The organism is Allopusillimonas soli (assembly GCF_004153445.1).
Taxonomy (GTDB): domain Bacteria; phylum Pseudomonadota; class Gammaproteobacteria; order Burkholderiales; family Burkholderiaceae_B; genus Allopusillimonas; species Allopusillimonas soli.
The window spans coordinates 149,585-167,506 of sequence record NZ_SDQC01000005.1; the positions used below are offsets into that span (position 1 = coordinate 149,585).

Below are 17,922 nucleotides of genomic sequence, written 5' to 3' on the forward strand. Positions count from 1 at the left end.
TCATTATGTCCGCTCCCATTTCCAATGTTCGGCCCGATCCCGATCAAGTGCTGGTTGACATCGTCGACTATGTGCTCAATTACGAGATCAAGAGTGAGCTGGCCTACGAAACCGCCCGCAACTGCCTCATCGATACGCTGGGCTGCGGCCTGGAGGGGCTGGAGTATCCGGCCTGCACCAAACTCATGGGCCCCATCGTGCCCGGCACGGTCGTCCCCAATGGCGCCAAGGTACCGGGCACCCAGTTTCAGCTCGATCCGGTGCAGGCCGCCTTCAACATCGGCGTCATGATACGCTGGCTCGACTTCAATGACACATGGCTGGCCGCCGAATGGGGACATCCCTCCGACAATCTGGGCGGCATACTGGCCATGGCCGACTGGCTTTCGCGCAACGCTGTTGCCGCCGGCAAGGCGCCGCTTACTATGCGCGACGTGCTCACGGGGCTGATCAAGGCGCACGAAATTCAAGGCTGCATCGCGCTGGAGAACTCCTTCAACAAGGTCGGCCTGGACCACGTCGTACTGGTCAAAGTGGCCTCCACGGCAGTGGTTTCCAAGATGCTCGGCCTGTCGCGGGATGAAATCATCAATGCTGTCTCGCTGGCCTGGGTTGACGGCCAAAGCCTGCGGACCTACCGACATGCGCCCAACACCGGCAGCCGCAAGAGCTGGGCGGCGGGCGACGCCACCAGCCGCGCGGTTCGCCTGGCCCTCATCGCCCGCACCGGCGAAATGGGCTATCCCTCGGTGCTCACGGCCAAGACCTGGGGTTTCTACGACGTACTGTTCAAAGGCCAGCCATTCAAGTTCCAGCGGCCCTACGGCAACTACGTCATGGAGAACGTACTGTTCAAGATTTCCTTTCCGGCCGAATTCCATTCGCAAACGGCGGTGGAATGCGCCATGCAGATTCACGATCAGATCAAGAAGGCCGGCAAGACAGCCGCAGACATACGGAAGATCACCATTCGGACTCACGAAGCGTGCATTCGCATCATCGACAAGAAGGGGCCGCTGAACAACCCGGCTGACCGCGATCACTGCATACAGTACATGGTTGCCGTGCCCATTCTGTTTGGCCGCCTGACCGCTGGCGACTACGAGGACGATATCGCCGCCGACCCGCGCATCGACGTCCTGCGCGACAAGATGGAATGCGTGGAAGACCCCGCCTTCACCCGCGACTATCACGATCCCGAGAAGCGCTCCATCGCCAACGCGCTGACAGTGGAATTCGAAGACGGCAGCAGGCTTGACGAGATCGTGTGCGAGTACCCCATTGGCCACAAGCGCCGCCGCAAGGATGGCATCCCCCTCCTGGAGGCCAAGTTCCGCACCAATCTGGCGCGACGCTTCCCGGCCAAGCAGCAGCAGCGCATCCTGGATATATCCCTCGATCAGAAGAAACTCGAATCCATGCCTGTTCATGAATACGTGGACATGTACGTCATCTGACGGCAGGCAACCCGCCGCGACCCTCGGGAACGGCGGCGCCGCCAACGGGCCGGGGCGTCTTTTCCGGCGCCGCCATGCGCCGGCTGTGGCAAAATAACCGGTTATGTCTTCCACCATCATCCAATACACACTGGCCTTGTCCTTCACCGTCATGGTGGCCTGCGCATTGACCGCGCTGGTATCGGGACTCGTGCTGGTCTTTTTCCGGTTGCGCACCACCAATCTCACTTTGCGCCATCCCTACCTCGACCGCTACCCCTGGGAGCGCTATCCTTTCCCCATCAAGGCGGCCATGCTCATGGACTATTTCTTCCGCCTGAGCCTGCCTAAAAGCCGCTGGTGGGTCGTCGGCAATGCCAACCGGCTGCTTGCCCACGTCAATCCTGCCGAGGTGCCATCCCGCATAAAATGGCCGCTGTACGGCCTCTGGGGAGGCTGCTTCCTGGGTATTGCCGCCATGATCCTCCTGTGGATCATGATCCTGATTACAATGGCCTGACGCATAGGAACACACATGAGCCGCGCCATCGAACACAACACCGAAGCACAGCGCTTCCAATACACAGAAGAAGGCATGCTGTCCGTCCTCGACTACACATTGCGGGGCGGGATCATGGCCATCACCCATACTGGCGTGCCTGAGGCCGTGGGCGGCCGGGGCATCGCGGCCGATCTCGTCCAGGCTGCCCTCGACACCGCCCGCGAGAACGGCTGGATGGTCCGGCCCCTGTGCTCCTACGCGGCCGCCTACATCCGCCGCCACCCCGAACAGCAGGATTTGCTGGCCTCCTGATGCCCGCGGCAGGCCCTTCGGGCAGGCCACCGTACACCTGGCCGCGGCCGATCCCGTGCAAGAACGCAACACCTGGGCTGCGCTTTGTGCAACAAGTCTTATATAAGATATAAGACATTTGCCGAAACAGTGCCTCTGCCCTTACAATACGGCCATCAAGATACTCCTCATTCCTCAACACAAAGGCTACCCAATGCTGGACACCTACCGCCAACACGTCGCAGAGCGCGCCGCCCTGGGCATCCCTCCCCTGCCCCTCACCGCACAGCAAACCGCAGATCTCATCGAGCTCATCAAGAACCCGCCAGAAGGCGAGGCCGAGTTTCTGCTCGAGCTGCTCACGCACCGCGTGCCGGCCGGGGTCGACGATGCCGCCAAGGTCAAGGCGTCCTACTTGGCCGCCGTCGCCCTGGGCACGGAAACCTGTGCACTCATCAGCGCCAAGCGCGCCACCGAGCTGCTGGGCACGATGCTGGGCGGCTACAACATCAGCCCCCTCATCGATCTGCTCGACAACGACACCCTAGCCCAGGACGCCGCCGACGCCCTGAAGCATACGCTGCTGGTTTTCGATGCCTTTCACGACATCAAGGAAAAGGCCGACAAGGGCAACGCCTATGCGCGGCAGATTCTGCAAAGCTGGGCCGACGCCGAATGGTTCACCTCTCGTCCCGAGGTGCCTGAAAGCCTGCAGCTCACAGTCTTCAAGGTTACCGGTGAAACCAACACCGACGACCTCTCCCCCGCGCCCGATGCCTGGAGCCGTCCCGACATTCCGCTGCATGCGCTGGCCATGCTCAAGAATCCTCGTCCCGGTATCGAGCCCGACGAGCCGGGCAAGACCGGCCCCATCAAGCTCATCGAAGCGCTCAAGCAAAAAGGCAATCTCGTCGCCTATGTCGGCGACGTCGTGGGCACCGGCTCATCCCGCAAGTCCGCCACCAATTCCGTGCTGTGGCACGCTGGCGAAGACATCCCATACGTTCCCAACAAGCGTTTCGGCGGCGTTTGCCTAGGCAGCAAGATCGCGCCCATCTTCTACAACACCATGGAAGATTCCGGCGCCCTGCCCATCGAGCTGGACGTCTCGCAAATGGACATGGGCGACATCATCGAGCTGCGCCCCTACGAAGGCAAGGCACTGAAAGACGGCAAGGTTATCGCCGAGTTCGAACTCAAGTCCGAAGTACTGCTCGACGAGGCCCGTGCAGGCGGCCGCATCCCCCTCATCATCGGCCGCGGCCTCACCGCCAAGGCGCGCGAGGCGCTGGGTCTCGAACCTTCCACGCATTTCCGCCTCCCGCACAACCCGGCCGACAGCGGCAAGGGCTACACATTGGCTCAGAAAATGGTCGGACGCGCCTGCGGCCTGCCGGAAGGCAAAGGCGTGCGCCCCGGCACATACTGCGAACCACGCATGACTTCCGTGGGAAGCCAGGATACCACCGGCCCCATGACCCGCGACGAGCTCAAGGATCTCGCCTGCCTGGGCTTCTCGGCCGACTTGGTCATGCAGTCGTTCTGCCATACGGCCGCCTATCCCAAGCCGGTCGATGTCAAGACCCACCACGAGTTGCCCGCCTTCATCAGCACACGCGGCGGCGTCTCGTTGCGTCCTGGCGATGGCATCATTCACTCCTGGCTCAATCGCATGCTGTTGCCCGATACCGTCGGCACCGGCGGCGACTCGCACACGCGTTTCCCCATAGGCATCAGCTTTCCCGCCGGATCCGGCCTGGTGGCCTTTGCTGCCGCGACAGGCGTCATGCCACTGGATATGCCCGAGTCCGTACTGGTGCGCTTCAAGGGTGAGTTGCAGCCTGGCGTCACCTTGCGTGATCTGGTCAATGCCATTCCGCTGTATGCCATTAAGCAGGGTCTGCTCACCGTCGAGAAAAAAGGCAAGAAAAACATCTTCTCCGGCCGCATCCTCGAAATCGAAGGCCTGCCCAATCTCAAGATAGAGCAGGCTTTCGAGCTTACCGATGCATCCGCGGAGCGTTCTGCAGCGGGCTGCACCGTACGTCTGAACAAAGAGCCCATCATCGAATACATCAACAGCAATATCACGCTGCTGAAATGGATGATCGCCAATGGCTACGAAGATGAACGCACCCTGGCGCGCCGCGTGCGCGCCATGGAGGCATGGCTGGCCGATCCGCAACTGCTCGAACCGGATGCCGACGCCGATTACGCCGCCGTCATCGATATCGATCTGGCTGACATCGTCGAGCCCATCGTCGCCTGCCCCAACGACCCCGACGATGTAAAGACATTGTCAGACGTGGCTGGCACGACCATCGACGAAGTGTTCATCGGCAGCTGCATGACCAACATTGGCCACTTCCGCGCGGCATCCAAGCTGCTCGAAGGCAAGCGCGACATCCCCACCAAGCTGTGGGTGGCGCCGCCCACCAAGATGGACCAAAAGCAACTCACCGAGGAAGGCCATTACAACACGCTGGGCACTGCGGGCGCGCGCATGGAAATGCCGGGCTGCTCGCTGTGCATGGGTAATCAGGCACAGGTGCGCGAGGGCGCCACCGTGATGTCCACCAGCACACGCAATTTCCCTAATCGCCTTGGCAAGAATGCCAATGTGTTTCTGGGTTCCGCTGAACTGGCTGCCATCTGCTCCCGCCTGGGTCGCATCCCCACCCGCGAAGAGTATATGGCCGATATGGGCATCATCAATCAAAGCGGCGCGCAGATCTACCGCTACATGAACTTCGACCAGATCGACGACTTCAAGGAAATCGCCGACGCCGTCGGGGTCTGACCATCCAGGGCCGGCAGGCCCTTTCCACGACGACAAAGCGCGGGCGGGGTTTAGTCCCCGCCCGCGCTTTATTGCGACCGCAAGGTTACACTAGTCTTATTCATCCCGAACCTCGCTACATGCCGTATGACCGCACCCTCCCCTTCCCGCTTTTCCCGTGACGCCCAACGCCTTCTGGCCCTGACCACGGCGCTCGCTCGCTCGGGCAGCCGGCTCGAAGATATATTCTGGGAGAACCAGCTTGGCGCACTGCTGGACAAGATCCTGCTCGGAAAGAAAAGCCGGACGCTGGAAAACGCCCTCGAACATCTGCTAGCCACGGACACCAATGCCTACGAGATCCTGGTCGAACAGGCGGAAACCCTGTCCGAATCAACAACATTGCGGCTCAAGGACCAATCCTGGGACGCACTGCTGTTTTCCGCGCCGATTGTTGCCTGGACGCGCTACCAGTTACCCGTCGGCACGCTGAGGCCGGCGCAGCATGCGCAACTGCTCGATCAGATAAAAACGCATATTGCGGCGTCCGGCACGCGTGTTGCCGTGCTGCCGCAGTTGGTGGGGTTTGACCAGATGCCGCAGACATTCCAGGACACGCGCGCTTGGACCCAACGCCTTGCCAGCGAGGCACTGGACCAGAATGGCGACCTCCAAGGCTTGATCAAGTCCGTCGACGCCGACAGCATGCTGGCCGATGCGCGCTTTGTCGTCGGTATTCTGGTAGCGCCTCACGGCGAACCGCTTTTCCGCTGGCAAACAACCCAGGACGGCCAGGCGGCAAGCCGCGAGGCATGTCGTGAGGCCTGGGTGGAGGCGGCCAATCCAATTTTGGCGCCACTCTTCACAGGCTGCCAGATGGAATACCTGCAGCCGGACGCCTACTATGTCAACAGCAGGGAAGCCGACCGCCGCATACGGCCGCTGGCGCTCAAGGCCGCCGTCACCTGGCTGCACAACGCCGGGCCCGTGCTCGATCAGGGCGTAAGAGCCGTCATTGCCGCCTGCGGCGAATCCGTTATCGAGGAATATCGTATCGGCTTCAGCCTGAAGCAAAGTAACGAAGTCATCTACGGCTGCGTATGGCCCGTGCTTAGCAAGGAAGAAGCCGTGGCGGATGGCATGGAAACCGGCCAGGTGGACGTGCCGGACGAAATCGCGGCGCTGCTCAAGGAAATGGACGTGCGCGACGTGCGCCGGCTCCCTGGCATATATCCCGCCGAATTCTGCGATGACTGCGGCGCACCCTACTTCCCCAATCCGCTGGGCGAGATGCTGCATCCCGAGTTTCCCGAGGAGGCCGATCCGGGGCCTATCCATTTTCACTGATGTGACGCATCCTTCCTTCGATCTGTTCTGCCGCGTCGTCGACAACTTCGGTGATATCGGCGTGTGCTGGCGGCTAGCCCGCCAGCTGGCCCGTAGGCCGGACACCGGCCCGGTTCGCATTTGGGTGGATGACATGGCCGCCTTTTCCTGCATCGAGCCGGGCGCAGCGAGCGCAATCCCGTCGGCTTCCGCCACGATGCGCATTGCGGATGTGGACATCGTGCCCTGGCGGCCCGACACCGCCTTGCCTGCTCCCCATGATGTCGTGATCGAGGCTTTCGCCTGCGATCCACCTGCGGCATTTGTAGCCTCCATGGCCAGCCGCGACAGCTTCTGGATCAATCTGGAATATCTCAGCGCCGAGCCCTGGGTGCGTGACTTCCATGCATTGCCCTCGCTGCGCCCGGATGGCCTGCGCAAGGCTTTTTTCTTTCCGGGCTTCGAGGCGGGGACGGGCGGCCTGCTGCGTGAGCCTGGCCTGCTGTCGCAGCGGGACCAATGGCTTGCCGATCCCGATGCACGCTGGTTCACGCTGTCGCAAGCAGGCGTGCCAGCACCGGCCCTTGCCATGCTGCGCGAAGGGGCGCGGCAGATCATGCTGTTCTGCTACCCGCATGCGCCAGTCAACGGGCTCGTCCATGCGCTGCAGGCGCAGCCGCAGCCCAGCGTCATGCTTGTTCCCGCAGGCGTATGCCCGGCACTGCGTCGCGGACAGCATGGTTCACTACTCATAACGGAGATCTCTTTCGTCAGCCAGGATATGTTCGACCGGCTGCTTTGGAGCAGCGATCTGAACTGTGTTCGTGGAGAGGACTCCCTGGTCCGCGCGCTATGGGCAGCGCGTCCCATGCTCTGGCATGTTTATCCTCAGGCGCAGGATGCCCATATGGCCAAGCTGCGGGCATGGCTGGCCCTGGCGCCCTACGATCCCACCGTTGGCCAGGTCATGCGCTGCTGGAACACGGAAGACGACGATGCATTGTGTGCGGCACTGTCCGCCTGTCTGGGCGCGGTCCAGTACCAGGCGTGGGCCAAAGCGAGCGAAGCATGGTGCAAGGCGCTCTCAGCGCAGCGGGATCTTGCTAGCGCCTTGCTCGATTTCTGGCGACAGGCCCGAAAACTGAACCGCTAGTCCCAAGTCATTGACATGTATCCCTTTTTTTATTCTGCGACGGGCTTCTTGCAAGCAGAAAACGGCCAAACGCGCTAAAATAATCAGCTTTGCAAGTCTGCTCCGGCCCGCAGCGTCACCTGGCGGAGCAATCATCCCCGGAGTCCCAAGTTTTATGAAAACCGCACAAGAATTGCGCGTCGGCAATGTCATCATGGTTGGCACCGATCCCTTGGTCGTGCAGAAAGCCGAATACAACAAATCGGGCCGTAACGCGGCTGTCGTCAAGCTCAAATTCAAGAACCTGCTTACCGGGTCGGGTAGCGAATCCGTCTACAAGGCCGATGAAAAATTCGAGGTGGTTGTTCTTGATAAAAAAGAATGCACCTACTCCTACTATGCCGACCCCATGTACGTCTTCATGGACGAGGAGTACAACCAGTACGAGGTCGAGGCCGAAAGCATGGGTGATGCGCTCAGTTATCTTGAGGAAGGCATGCAGGTCGAAGTCGTGTTCTACGAAGGCCGGGCCATCTCTGTCGAGCTGCCCACCATTGTCGTGCGCGAGATCAGCTATACCGAACCCGCAGTGAAAGGCGATACCTCCGGCAAGGTGCTCAAGCCCGCAAAAACCAACACGGGCATGGAAATCTCCGTTCCTCTGTTCTGCAACATCGGCGACAAGATTGAAATCGATACGCGTACAGGCGAATATCGCAGCCGTGTCATGTAATAGCGGTACATACAAAAAAGGCAGCGCATATGCGCTGCCTTTTTTGCCTCGGGCCAGTCCGAGCCAGCCCGGGGATCGGTATCGAGAACACTCCGCACCGTCGTCCAAGAAGCACAGCCCGCACCGCCTCGCAACGCGGATAGGGTTTTCCGGTTCTATTGCAGGCGATCGTCATCCAGAAACGCAGGGATGGGCATGATCGCGATGCCCTCCTGAGCCAGGGCTTCTTGCTCGCTCGGCGTGGCGGTGCCGCGTATGGCGCGCTCTGCCACTTCTCCTTCATGCATGCGGCGGGCCTCTTGCGCGAAACGGTCGCCCACATTTTCCGTGTTGCGGATAATTCCGCGGATATGGCGCAGCACTTCGGCCTGAAGCTTCGCCAGCTGGGCGCCGCCGGGCGCGGCAACGGCATTGGCCGCCTGCCGGGAGGCGCCCTGGGGAGCGGGCGCTTGCGCTTCGGCCCGCAGATGGCTGACATTTAGTCTCGGCGCGGACAACTTGCGCTGAACATTTGTGCTATCGCAGACAGGGCAGGACAGCAGCCCGCGAGCGCGCTGCGTTTCGTAATTGTCTTCCGACCCGAACCAGCCTTCGAAGACATGCCCGTGGTCGCATTGAAGGTCGTAAACTTTGAGTGCCATGAAGTCAATATGGGGGTGAATGCAGATAATTGCAAGGCCTTGCAGCAAACGAACTACAGGCGGGGAACGGCCTGCAGCAGCCGGCGCGTCTGCGCATCGGCAGGCTGCGCCAGTACTGTCTGTGCCGGCCCGGACTCTACGATGCGTCCTTCATGCATGACTGCGATACGGTCGGCCAAGTACTCCACGACGCCGAAATTATGCGTGATGAACAGATAGGCTATGCCGAACTCCGCCTGCAGCTCCCGCAACAGATCGAGAATCTGAGCCTGAACCGATACATCCAGCGCTGAGGTTGGCTCGTCGCAAACCAGAACCCTGGGCTCCACCGCAAGCGCCCGTGCAATGGCGATACGCTGGCGCTGGCCGCCCGAGAACTCATGCGGATATCGGGCGGCGGTATCCCTGGGCAGGCCCACGCGATCGAGCAGGCCACGGATGAGATTTTGCCGCTGCGTGCGAGATCGTTCAGGATGCAGCGCCGCCACGCCTTCTTCAAGAATCTCGCCCACCAGCATGCGCGGGTCCAACGACGCATAGGGATCCTGGAACACGATCTGAATATGCCGTCGCAGGCGCTTGAGCCCAGCACCACGGGCCTTTATCAGATCCACGCCCTCCATCAAGGCCTGCCCGCGAACGATGGCCTGTTTCTCCAGCAGCCGAAGCAAGGCCTTGGCTGTTGTTGTCTTGCCACATCCCGACTCGCCCAGCAGTGCCAGCGTTTCCCGGGGCCGCAACGTGAAGCCGACATCCCGGACGACATGCAGGCCAGCACGGCCTTGGCCAAACCAGCGCCGTTTTCCAGCATATTCCACAGACAAATTCCTGACTTCCAGCAAGACCGCGCCCGCCGCCCGCGCCTGCTTGCCGGCCGCGGTACCTTCTAGCGGCGCTGGTTCGCCGCCGGGCGCGGCGCCAGCCTGCCCCTCATTCCGAGCCCGGTGCGATCCGCCCGACAATCGCCGCCCGCGCTTGGCAAGACCCGGAATGGCCGACAGCAATTCCCGCGCATAAGGATGCCGGGGATTGTCAAAGAACTGTGCCGCGGCAGACGTCTCCACGATCTCGCCGGCCCGCATCAAGGCGACCTGATCCGCCACATTTTTGACCACGGCCAGGTCATGCGTGATAAGCAGCAGGGCCAGCCCCATGTCTCGCTGAATGTCCGCCAGCAAATCCAGTATCTGCGCCTGTACCGTCACATCAAGCGCCGTGGTGGGTTCGTCGGCAATGAGCAGCCTAGGCTCCGCTGCCAACGCAATGGCGATCATGATGCGCTGCTTCTGGCCGCCGGAAAATTGATGCGGGTAATCCTTCAGCCGCTGCCGCGCCTGCGGAATGCCCACCCGCTCCAGCCACCAGGCGGCGCGCGCTTCCTGGGCCTTCCCCCGGTATGACGTATGAACGCGCAATGTTTCGCTTAATTGCTGCCCCACGGTCATGACGGGATTCAGGCTAGTGGATGGCTCCTGGAAAATAATACCTGCCTGGCCGCCACGGACTGCCCGCATACCGCGCTCTGGCAGGCTGTTGAGCTCCGTGTCGTCCAGCCAAACACGGCCCGCCCCTATGCGCGCCGCCTCGGGCAACAGACGCAGCAAGGCCAGGGCCGTCATGCTCTTGCCGCATCCGGACTCTCCCACCAGAGCAAACGTCTGCCCTCGCGCAATGGTCAGGCTCAATGCCTTGACAGCCTCCTGGACGCCCGTCTCGCCGGCTATCTGCACGGAGAGTTCACGCACGGTCAACACCGCGTCAGGCCGCCCTTCGTCGCCGGGGTGATATGCGCCGGCGGCCATCATGACGGCGCCCCGTTCGACCGCGACTCAGCGGGTTGAGCCGATGGGGCCGCAGCCAGCCGGCTGACGCGGAATCGACGCATGCGCGGATCAAAGGCGTCCTGCACGGCATCGGCGAAGATATTGGCCGATAGCACCAGCGTCAGCAGGAATACAAATGCGCCCAGCAGATTCCACCAGATCATGGGATCGCGCGACATTTCGACCCGCGCCGCATCGATCATCGTGCCGAAGGACGGTGTACTCGGATCAACACCTATGCCAAGATAGGACAGCACCGCCTCGTACAGCACCAGGCCCGAAAACTCGAGAACCAACGTGATCAGGATTATGTGCATGACATTGGGTAGCAAATGGCGCCTCATGATGCGCCAATGCCCAACACCGAACGCACGGGCCGCCTGTACATATTCCAGCTCGCGCAGCTTCAGTGTTTCGGCCCGCAGCAGCCTGCACAGCCCGGCCCAGCCCGTCAGCCCCAATATCATGCAAAGCAGAAACAGGCGCAGGTCGGCTCTTGCCTGTATGGAGTCGAAAAGCGTCGGATTTTTATCGATGTATACCTGCATCATCAGCACGCACGCAGCAATCAGCAGAACGCCCGGAATGGAGGTCAGCGTTGTGTAGATATACTGGATGATATCGTCGACACGCCCCTTGAAATAGCCGGCCGCGATACCGAAACACAGCGCGGGCGGCAGCATGGCCAGCGTGGTCAGCGTGCCGATGACCAGCGCGGTGCGTATGCTCTTGATGCAGCGCCACAAAACGTCTCTTCCGCTGCGGTCTGTACCCAGCACATGATAGTTTGTGCCAAGCGCGATGGCCACGCAGGCAAGCATCAAAATAATGGACAACGTTAGCCATATGGCGCGCCAGGGCACGCCCGATTCATTGTGCCACCATGCCCGGCAGGCCTGCCCCGCGCGTCTTGTGCGCATATGGCACAACGTAAGCAGCATGGCCGCAACCGCCATCGCGATCAACCCGCAGGCCAGCCCCGCGCCCAGACGCAGCCAGACATCGCGCCAGTGCGTGGCGCCATCCTGCACGCCCTGCCCGGCGTGTTTGAGCCGCGGAAAGTCGCGAACCGGGCTGCCGTGGACCAGTTCGGTCTCTTTGGTGAACTGGCGTATGGCCAGGGGGGCCGAATATGTTTTCTCCTGCCCCGACATCTGGGTCAGCCCCAGCAGATCATCCAGTGCGGAACGCGCGATCGGCGCATAAACCGGCGCGGCTGCCGCCTGCCCGGGAACGGGCGGTAGCCTCGGCTGATAATGCACGGAGTCGAGCATCCCGGCCAGCGCGAAGAAGGCAAGCACCACGGCGGCGCACATCGCCGAAGGCGACTGCGCCACCTGTCCCCAGGCGCGGCGCAGCGATGTGCTGCCCCGCACCCGCCATGCATAGGCCAGCAGCGCGGCCAATAGCAGGTAGATGAAGATATCTGTCCAGAAAAAAATGAACTTGGGCATAGGCTACTCGAATCGAACGCGCGGGTCGGCAATCGTGTAGGAAATATCAGCCAGAATGAGTCCCACGATATAGAGCGAAGATCCCAGAAAAACCATGGCGCGCACAATGGAAAAATCCTGCGCGTTGATGGCATCGATGGTATAGCTGCCAAGCCCCGGGATACCGAAGAATGATTCGGAAATCAAGCTGCCCATGAACAGAAGCGGTATGGCGGACACTGTGCCCGTGAGAATGGGCAGCATGGCGTTTCTTAACACGTGCCTGAACAGGACGGCCGCCTCGCCCAGCCCCTTGGCGCGCGCAGTCCGCACATAATCCTTGCCCGCCTCCTCGAGAAAAAGGGTGCGGTAAAAGCGCGCCTGCCCGCCCAGGCCCGACAGAATACCCACCAGCACCGGCAGCACCAGGAAGCGCAGGCTCTCCCAGCCCTCCACGTAGCCCGAATACGGCACCCATCGCAGTATCTTCGCAAACAGCCATTGGCCTGCAATGATATAGAAAAGCCCCGAAATGGACAGCAGCACAACGCAGACCACCACGCCTGCAAAGTCCAGCCGGGAGCCACGGAAAAACACCAGCAGCAGCGAGAAGGCAATACACGCGACTAGACCCAGCAAAAAAGTGGGAACAGCTAATGCCAGACTGGGCATCATCCGCGTTGCAACCTCGTGCCCGATGTCATGCCCCTGATCCGAAAAACCAAAGTCGAATCGCAGCAGCGGCACCGAGCGGGCATAGAAAATCGTGTCCGTCCATTGCGTCACGCCCTCGGCATCGCTGTTGAAGAACAGCGGCCGGTCGTAGCCGCGTTCCGCCTTCCAGCGCTCCACCGCTTCCGGACTGACACGCTGCCCTCCGATGGCCAGCCGCGCCATGTCATCGGGCGTGTTGACCGCAAAGAACAGAACAAAGGTGAGAAGGTTGACGCCGACCAGGATAAGCACACCATACAGCAGGCGACGGGCAACGTAGCGCATCATTGGCGGCTCCCCTGGGCGGGGCGCACGGCCACGGCGCGATCGCGCCGGCGCGCGGCCCGCCAGACCAGCACGACGGACACCAGCGCCATGCCCGCAAGCAGCCAGAGAGGCCACCATACCGGCGTGTTCCATCGCCGGATATCTGTGGCCCGCAGTTGTGGATCGATGCGCAGATACTGAAGCACATTGCGCACCATTTGCGTGGGCTTGGCATTGTGCACCCATGGCTGATAGGCACCGCCCTGCTTTGGAAAATAGCCGAACATCCAGGGCGCATCACGCTGCACGATGTCCACCATTTCATGGATCAGCGTCGCCTTCTCAGGGCCGTCATCCAGGTAGCGCATCTGCTCGAACAGCCTGTCGTATTCCGGGTTCTGATAATTGGCGGCATTTTCACCGCCATGACTGGCCTTGGCATTCGGCCCATAGAGCAGGAAAAGAAAATTCTCCGCATCCGGATAATCGGCCACCCATCCCCACATGAACAACTGCGCACTGCCGGTACGCATCTTGTCCTGGAATCGGTTGTAGTCGGTGGCGCGCACTTCAAGCTGCACTCCGATCTTGCCCAGCTGGCGCCGCATCCAGTCAAGCATGGCGCTGGATCCGCGCCCGCCCGCCGAATCGAAATGCAGAATGAGTGGATGGCCGGTGCGCGCATCGCGCCCATCGGGGTAGCCCGCCTCCGCCAGCAACCGTTTGGCCTCTTCAATAGGCTTGCGTATCGCATGGCCATTCTCCAGCGTATAGACCGACTCGTTCAGGCCACCGGGCAAATCCTGATATCCCGGCACACCCGGCGGTACCGGGCCGTATGCCACCTGGGCCTGATCATTCTCGAAGATGCTGACAAACTGCTCCCAGTCGAAGGCTATGCTGACGGCCTGACGCAGCTTGCGATTCTTTTCTTGTTGCGCTGGCGTGCCGCTGCCGCCCACCACGGGATCAAGCCAGTTGAAGCCCAGGTAAAACATCTGCGGCTCCGTCGCGCTGCGTATCTGCAGGCCGTGACTGGCATAGAGCGCCGCCTTTTCTCGAGAATCTCCGGCGGCCACGTGCATGGCTACGCCATACTCGCCCCGTTCTACTTGAGGCAGATCATAATAGCCCTGGATGAACTTACCCATCAGGGGCACGCTCTCCTTTTCGATGGAAAACACAACGCGATCCACGAACGGCGTCTTCTTGCCGCAGTCGTCGAGCAGGCCCGCCTCGCGATCGCCGGGCGCGCCCTCGCAAGGATAGGGTTCGCCGCGATAATTCGGATTGCGCGCCAGCACATGACGCCGATTCGGAATGGACTCGACCAGCATATAGGGGCCGGTGCCGGCCGGCCAGGTATTCAACGACAGATTATGTTCGGCCATGCCCTGCTGGTGATAAAAGCGATCCGCCTCCCAAGGCACGGGCGCGGTGAATGTCATGGCCAGCCAGTACTTGAATTGTGGATATTTTCCCTTGACCTTGATACGTAGCGTGTGCGCGTCCAACGCCTGCACACCCTCGAAGTCCTCGCGTCGCAAATCCATCCAGGGCACGTAACCCTGGCCCGCCTCGGCCTTGAGCGACTGATCCACCTGCTTGAGGCGCCCGGCCAACTCGCGCATGCCAATGACATGCTCCGCCATGATGCTGTAGATGGGCGATACCACCCTAGGGCTGGCAAGCCGTTTGAATGCATAGACGTAATCGGATGCCATCAACTCGCGCGTGCCCGTGTGCGGAAAATCCGTCAAGGCATACCGGCCATCAAGCTGGCCAGGCTTGAGAGGCCAATAGAGATAGGCGCCCGACGCGTCGCGCGCGAAAGCGGGGTGCGGGGCGAAAAGAATACCAGGCTTGATGCGGATGTCATAGACGCTGACCGCCACCCGCTCGCCCGCCACGTCGTCCGGCAGGCGCTGACCGGTCGCATCATAATAAACAGGTGGCGCAATGGCCTGCGCCGCGGCGGGTATGAGCTCATAAGGACGCTTCAGGTAATGATAGCCATAGAGCGGCTCGTAGATTGAATAGGTAAAGGGTGTTTCGTCCGTCGAGTATGAACTGGCTGGGTCAAGATACTTGGGGGAACGCTGCGTGAACGCGGTGTAGAGCACGTTCTGCGCTTCATCGCGGCTGGCATAGGGGCTATTGACTGGCGTACGTGAACACGCGGCAAGAAGCAACGCAAGCGCAATGATCACCAGGGCGCCGATGGCCATGCGCGCAAGGCGGGGGGCGCCGTCGCGCCAGCCGTACCGCCCTGGCGCACGGCTGGCGAAAAGCCCCCGAAGGTCGATGCGAAATGGCCGAGGGCCGGTTATGCCGCCACTTAGCACTGCTGCTTCTGCCAGCAGCGATAGCGCCACTCCCAGGGCCGTACTGGCGCCTGGTCGCGCCAAATGCCCAGCTTCTGCCCACGCGCCTTGTTTTCCAGTTCCGGAAGGGATTCGTCGCGCATGAAGCGTCCTTGCTTTTCCATATTCGCCCACGCCATGCCCGCCTCGACCTGGCGCCGGTTGGCAGTGCTTCCGTCCGGCAGGGGTACGTTGCAGATGCTGCGCTCGTAGCGATCGCGCTCGTAGCACTGCAATGTCAGCGTGCGGCCGGCCAGCAGATCGGAAAGCGCCTTGCGCGATGCCTGAGCATAAGGCTGCCCCGGACGGTCGGCATCCTTCGTGGTTTCGGGCGCGTCAATACTGGCCATGCGGATGCGTTCGCGCCGGCCATTGACAAGCAACGTAAAGGTATCGCCGTCGGCCACATGCACGACGCTTCCCGTCAGGGAAAACCCCGGCTGCGTCGGCGATGCATCCTGGCGCTCAGCCTGGGCATCGGCGTTCAACGCCGGAAAAAGGCCCGCATACGCGGCAATGGCCAGCACCACGGCAACCGCCGCCACACGCCCCCAGCGCCTGGCCATCAGCGCCCGGACCAGCTGGCGCGATAATGAATTCAGAAAATTGTTCACTGCACTCCCGAAAACATGCCGTCAATGCCCTGACCAGCCATCATGAGTCAGGCGCACTGATTATAGGGTGTCGGGACAGCAGACAACAGACGGTTATTCCCGCATCTCGCCCATGTCGGTGCCAGAGCATCAGTTCGGCCGGGCGCGGGCTACTGGGGCCAGGCGCGCGCGATCAGAGCGCGCGCGCTTTCGTCATCGCACGGCGCGGTGCCAAACAGCCCGCCCATACGATCAAAACGCGTGTCGATAAAGGCGTCGGCAACCAACGAGGGCGCGTGTTGCATGAGCAGACTGGCCTGGGTCAGCAAGACCAGTTCCTGTGCGATCGCCCGAGCATGAGGGGAAACGTCGCCGCCGCGCGCCAGATGCGCGGCAAGCGGACGCAGGCGCTCGCGCAATGCAGGCCGCTGCGTAAATACACGATCAAGCAGCCCCATAAGCGCCCGAACGGCGTGAGGCTCGCGCGCGCAGGCGCGCAGCACGTCCAGGCACATGATATTGCCCGAGCCTTCCCAGATGGCATTCACCGGTGCCTCGCGGTACGGGCGGGCCAGGGGACCGTTCTCGATATATCCATTGCCGCCCAGCACCTCCATGCACTCGGCTATGCCGCCAACGGCCCGCTTGCATATCCAGAACTTGGCCGCCGGCGTCAGAATGCGGCGCAGGGCCAGATCAACCAGCGCCTCGTCTTCCTCCGCCCCCGCATCCGTGGCGGCCTCGGCATCAAAGGCACGCGCCAACCGCAAGGCAAGCACGGTCGCCGCTTCGCTTTCCAGCGCCAGATCAGCCAACACGGTCTGCATGAGCGGCTGATCCGCCAGCGGCTTGCCGAAAGCCGTGCGATGGCGCGCGTGGTGCAACGCCTGCACGAGCGCCTGGCGTAGCAGCGCAGCGCTGCCCAGCACGCAATCCAGGCGGGTATAGGATGCCATGCGCACAAGCGTGGCAATGCCCTTGCCCGGCTCGCCGACCAGCACACCCAGGGCATCCTGGAATTCGGCCTCGGCACTGGCATTGCTGCGGTTCCCCAGTTTGTCCTTGAGGCGCTGCAGGTGAATGGCATTACGGTCTCCATCCACCCAGCGCGGCACAAAAAAGCAGGAAAAGCCAGCGTCCTCGCCATCGGCCGTGCGTGCCAGCACCAGATGCGCATCGGACGTCGGCGCGGAGAAGAACCATTTATGGCCGGTAATGCGGTAATGGCCGCCGCGTCCGCCCATTGCCAGGGGCGTGGCCCGGGTGGTGTTCGCCCGCAAGTCGGATCCGCCCTGTTTTTCCGTCATGCCCATGCCTATCGTCATGGACAGCTTGTCCTTGAGCGGCATATCGCGGCCATCGAAGTGTCGCGAATAGAGAAAGCCCCGCAGCGTATCGAAAATCGGCTCGTTACGCAGTACGGGAATGGCCGCCGAGGTCATGGTCGTGGGGCACAGCGACCCGGCCTCGATCTGCCCATGGACAAGGTAGGCCGCGGCCCGCGCCACCTGCGCGCCCGGGCCGGGCCCGGACCAAGCGCTGCAATGCATCCCTTGCCCGAAAGCCATCGCCATGAAATGATGCCAGGCGGGATGGAAATGAACGCGGTCCACACGCCGCCCCTGGCGATCATAGGCTTCGAGCTCGGGTCCGCAGCGGTTGGCCTGATGCGCCAGCTCAAGGCACTCCCGCCGGCCCAGGGCTTCGCCATAGGCAGACAGCGCCGAAGCAGCCCGCGCGTCCGCCCCCTCGCGCCGCACGCCCTCGGCAAGCGCGACATCGGTGTCGAACAGATTGTAGTCGCCCAACTCGGGCGGCTGATTGCTGACGGTGTGGGTTATCCAGCTCATGACGCGCCTCGTTGTATGGTACGCGACAGTCCTGCTACA

The 17,922-nt window shown here is 61.8% G+C and carries 14 protein-coding genes; 7 read left to right on the plus strand and 7 right to left on the minus strand.

Annotated features, from left to right (window positions below; all coding sequences use genetic code 11):
- Positions 1-5 precede the first annotated feature (5 nt).
- The 7 genes from ERD78_RS15615 (at position 6) to efp (ending at position 8,199) form a co-directional block, all read left to right on the plus strand.
- Positions 6-1,457, plus strand: a complete 1,452-nt coding sequence (locus ERD78_RS15615) for a bifunctional 2-methylcitrate dehydratase/aconitate hydratase (RefSeq protein WP_129970262.1) — start codon at positions 6-8, stop codon at positions 1,455-1,457.
- A gap of 103 nt (positions 1,458-1,560) precedes the next feature.
- The gene (locus ERD78_RS15620) at positions 1,561-1,956 is read left to right on the plus strand and encodes a hypothetical protein (protein ID WP_129970263.1); all 396 of its coding nucleotides are present in this window, start codon (positions 1,561-1,563) and stop codon (positions 1,954-1,956) included.
- A 15-nt stretch (positions 1,957-1,971) separates the two neighbouring features.
- A complete protein-coding gene (locus tag ERD78_RS15625; RefSeq protein WP_129970264.1) occupies positions 1,972-2,250 on the plus strand; it encodes a GNAT family N-acetyltransferase in 279 nt (92 codons plus the stop codon).
- Between the two features lie 193 nt (positions 2,251-2,443).
- Positions 2,444-5,029 carry a bifunctional aconitate hydratase 2/2-methylisocitrate dehydratase gene (gene acnB, locus ERD78_RS15630; protein WP_129970265.1) on the plus strand — a complete coding sequence of 862 codons (2,586 nt, stop codon included), beginning with the start codon at positions 2,444-2,446 and terminating at the stop codon, positions 5,027-5,029.
- 126 nt (positions 5,030-5,155) lie between these two features.
- Positions 5,156-6,355, plus strand: a complete 1,200-nt coding sequence (locus tag ERD78_RS15635; protein WP_129970266.1) for a DUF2863 family protein — start codon at positions 5,156-5,158, stop codon at positions 6,353-6,355.
- Between the two features lies 1 nt (position 6,356).
- Entirely contained in the window at positions 6,357-7,487 is a 1,131-nt protein-coding gene (gene earP, locus ERD78_RS15640) for an elongation factor P maturation arginine rhamnosyltransferase EarP (protein ID WP_245152498.1), read from the plus strand.
- A 154-nt stretch (positions 7,488-7,641) separates the two neighbouring features.
- Entirely contained in the window at positions 7,642-8,199 is a 558-nt protein-coding gene (efp, locus tag ERD78_RS15645; protein ID WP_129970268.1) for an elongation factor P, read from the plus strand.
- Between the two features lie 155 nt (positions 8,200-8,354).
- Here the strand turns inward: efp and ERD78_RS15650 are convergent, their stop codons facing one another.
- From ERD78_RS15650 to ERD78_RS15680, 7 genes are all read right to left on the minus strand, one after another.
- A complete protein-coding gene (locus ERD78_RS15650; protein WP_129970269.1) occupies positions 8,355-8,840 on the minus strand; it encodes a DUF1178 family protein in 486 nt (161 codons plus the stop codon).
- Positions 8,841-8,893: 53 nt separating this feature from the next.
- A complete protein-coding gene (locus tag ERD78_RS15655; protein WP_245152499.1) occupies positions 8,894-10,645 on the minus strand; it encodes an ABC transporter ATP-binding protein in 1,752 nt (583 codons plus the stop codon).
- On the minus strand, positions 10,642-12,117 hold the full coding sequence (locus tag ERD78_RS15660) for an ABC transporter permease (RefSeq protein WP_129970270.1): 1,476 nt from the start codon (positions 12,115-12,117) through the stop codon (positions 10,642-10,644). Before ERD78_RS15660 ends, ERD78_RS15655 begins: the two co-directional genes overlap by 4 nt.
- A 3-nt stretch (positions 12,118-12,120) precedes the next feature.
- Complete coding sequence (locus tag ERD78_RS15665; protein ID WP_129970271.1) at positions 12,121-13,098, minus strand: ABC transporter permease; 978 nt, start codon at positions 13,096-13,098, stop codon at positions 12,121-12,123.
- The gene (locus ERD78_RS15670; protein WP_129970554.1) at positions 13,095-15,305 is read right to left on the minus strand and encodes an ABC transporter substrate-binding protein; all 2,211 of its coding nucleotides are present in this window, start codon (positions 15,303-15,305) and stop codon (positions 13,095-13,097) included. The genes ERD78_RS15665 and ERD78_RS15670 overlap by 4 nt, the downstream gene beginning before the upstream one ends.
- Positions 15,306-15,415: 110 nt before the next feature.
- Positions 15,416-16,054, minus strand: a complete 639-nt coding sequence (locus ERD78_RS15675) for a thermonuclease family protein (protein ID WP_245152500.1) — start codon at positions 16,052-16,054, stop codon at positions 15,416-15,418.
- 149 nt (positions 16,055-16,203) lie between these two features.
- Positions 16,204-17,883, minus strand: coding sequence for an isovaleryl-CoA dehydrogenase (locus ERD78_RS15680; RefSeq protein ID WP_129970272.1), 1,680 nt, complete (start codon positions 17,881-17,883; stop codon positions 16,204-16,206).
- Between the last annotated feature and the right edge of the window lie 39 nt (positions 17,884-17,922).

Bases quoted from the DNA above. Each gene is read 5' to 3' on its own strand.
- ERD78_RS15615 (WP_129970262.1), top strand. From the start codon at position 6: ATGTCCGCTCCCATTTCCAATGTTCGGCCCGATCCCGATCAAGTGCTG.
- ERD78_RS15620 (WP_129970263.1), top strand. From the start codon at position 1,561: ATGTCTTCCACCATCATCCAATACACACTGGCCTTGTCCTTCACCGTC.
- ERD78_RS15625 (WP_129970264.1), top strand. From the start codon at position 1,972: ATGAGCCGCGCCATCGAACACAACACCGAAGCACAGCGCTTCCAATAC.
- acnB (WP_129970265.1), top strand. From the start codon at position 2,444: ATGCTGGACACCTACCGCCAACACGTCGCAGAGCGCGCCGCCCTGGGC.
- ERD78_RS15635 (WP_129970266.1), top strand. From the start codon at position 5,156: ATGACCGCACCCTCCCCTTCCCGCTTTTCCCGTGACGCCCAACGCCTT.
- efp (WP_129970268.1), top strand. From the start codon at position 7,642: ATGAAAACCGCACAAGAATTGCGCGTCGGCAATGTCATCATGGTTGGC.
- ERD78_RS15650 (WP_129970269.1), bottom strand. From the start codon at position 8,840: ATGGCACTCAAAGTTTACGACCTTCAATGCGACCACGGGCATGTCTTC.
- ERD78_RS15655 (WP_245152499.1), bottom strand. From the start codon at position 10,645: ATGATGGCCGCCGGCGCATATCACCCCGGCGACGAAGGGCGGCCTGAC.
- ERD78_RS15660 (WP_129970270.1), bottom strand. From the start codon at position 12,117: ATGCCCAAGTTCATTTTTTTCTGGACAGATATCTTCATCTACCTGCTA.
- ERD78_RS15665 (WP_129970271.1), bottom strand. From the start codon at position 13,098: ATGATGCGCTACGTTGCCCGTCGCCTGCTGTATGGTGTGCTTATCCTG.
- ERD78_RS15670 (WP_129970554.1), bottom strand. From the start codon at position 15,305: ATGGCCATCGGCGCCCTGGTGATCATTGCGCTTGCGTTGCTTCTTGCC.
- ERD78_RS15680 (WP_129970272.1), bottom strand. From the start codon at position 17,883: ATGAGCTGGATAACCCACACCGTCAGCAATCAGCCGCCCGAGTTGGGC.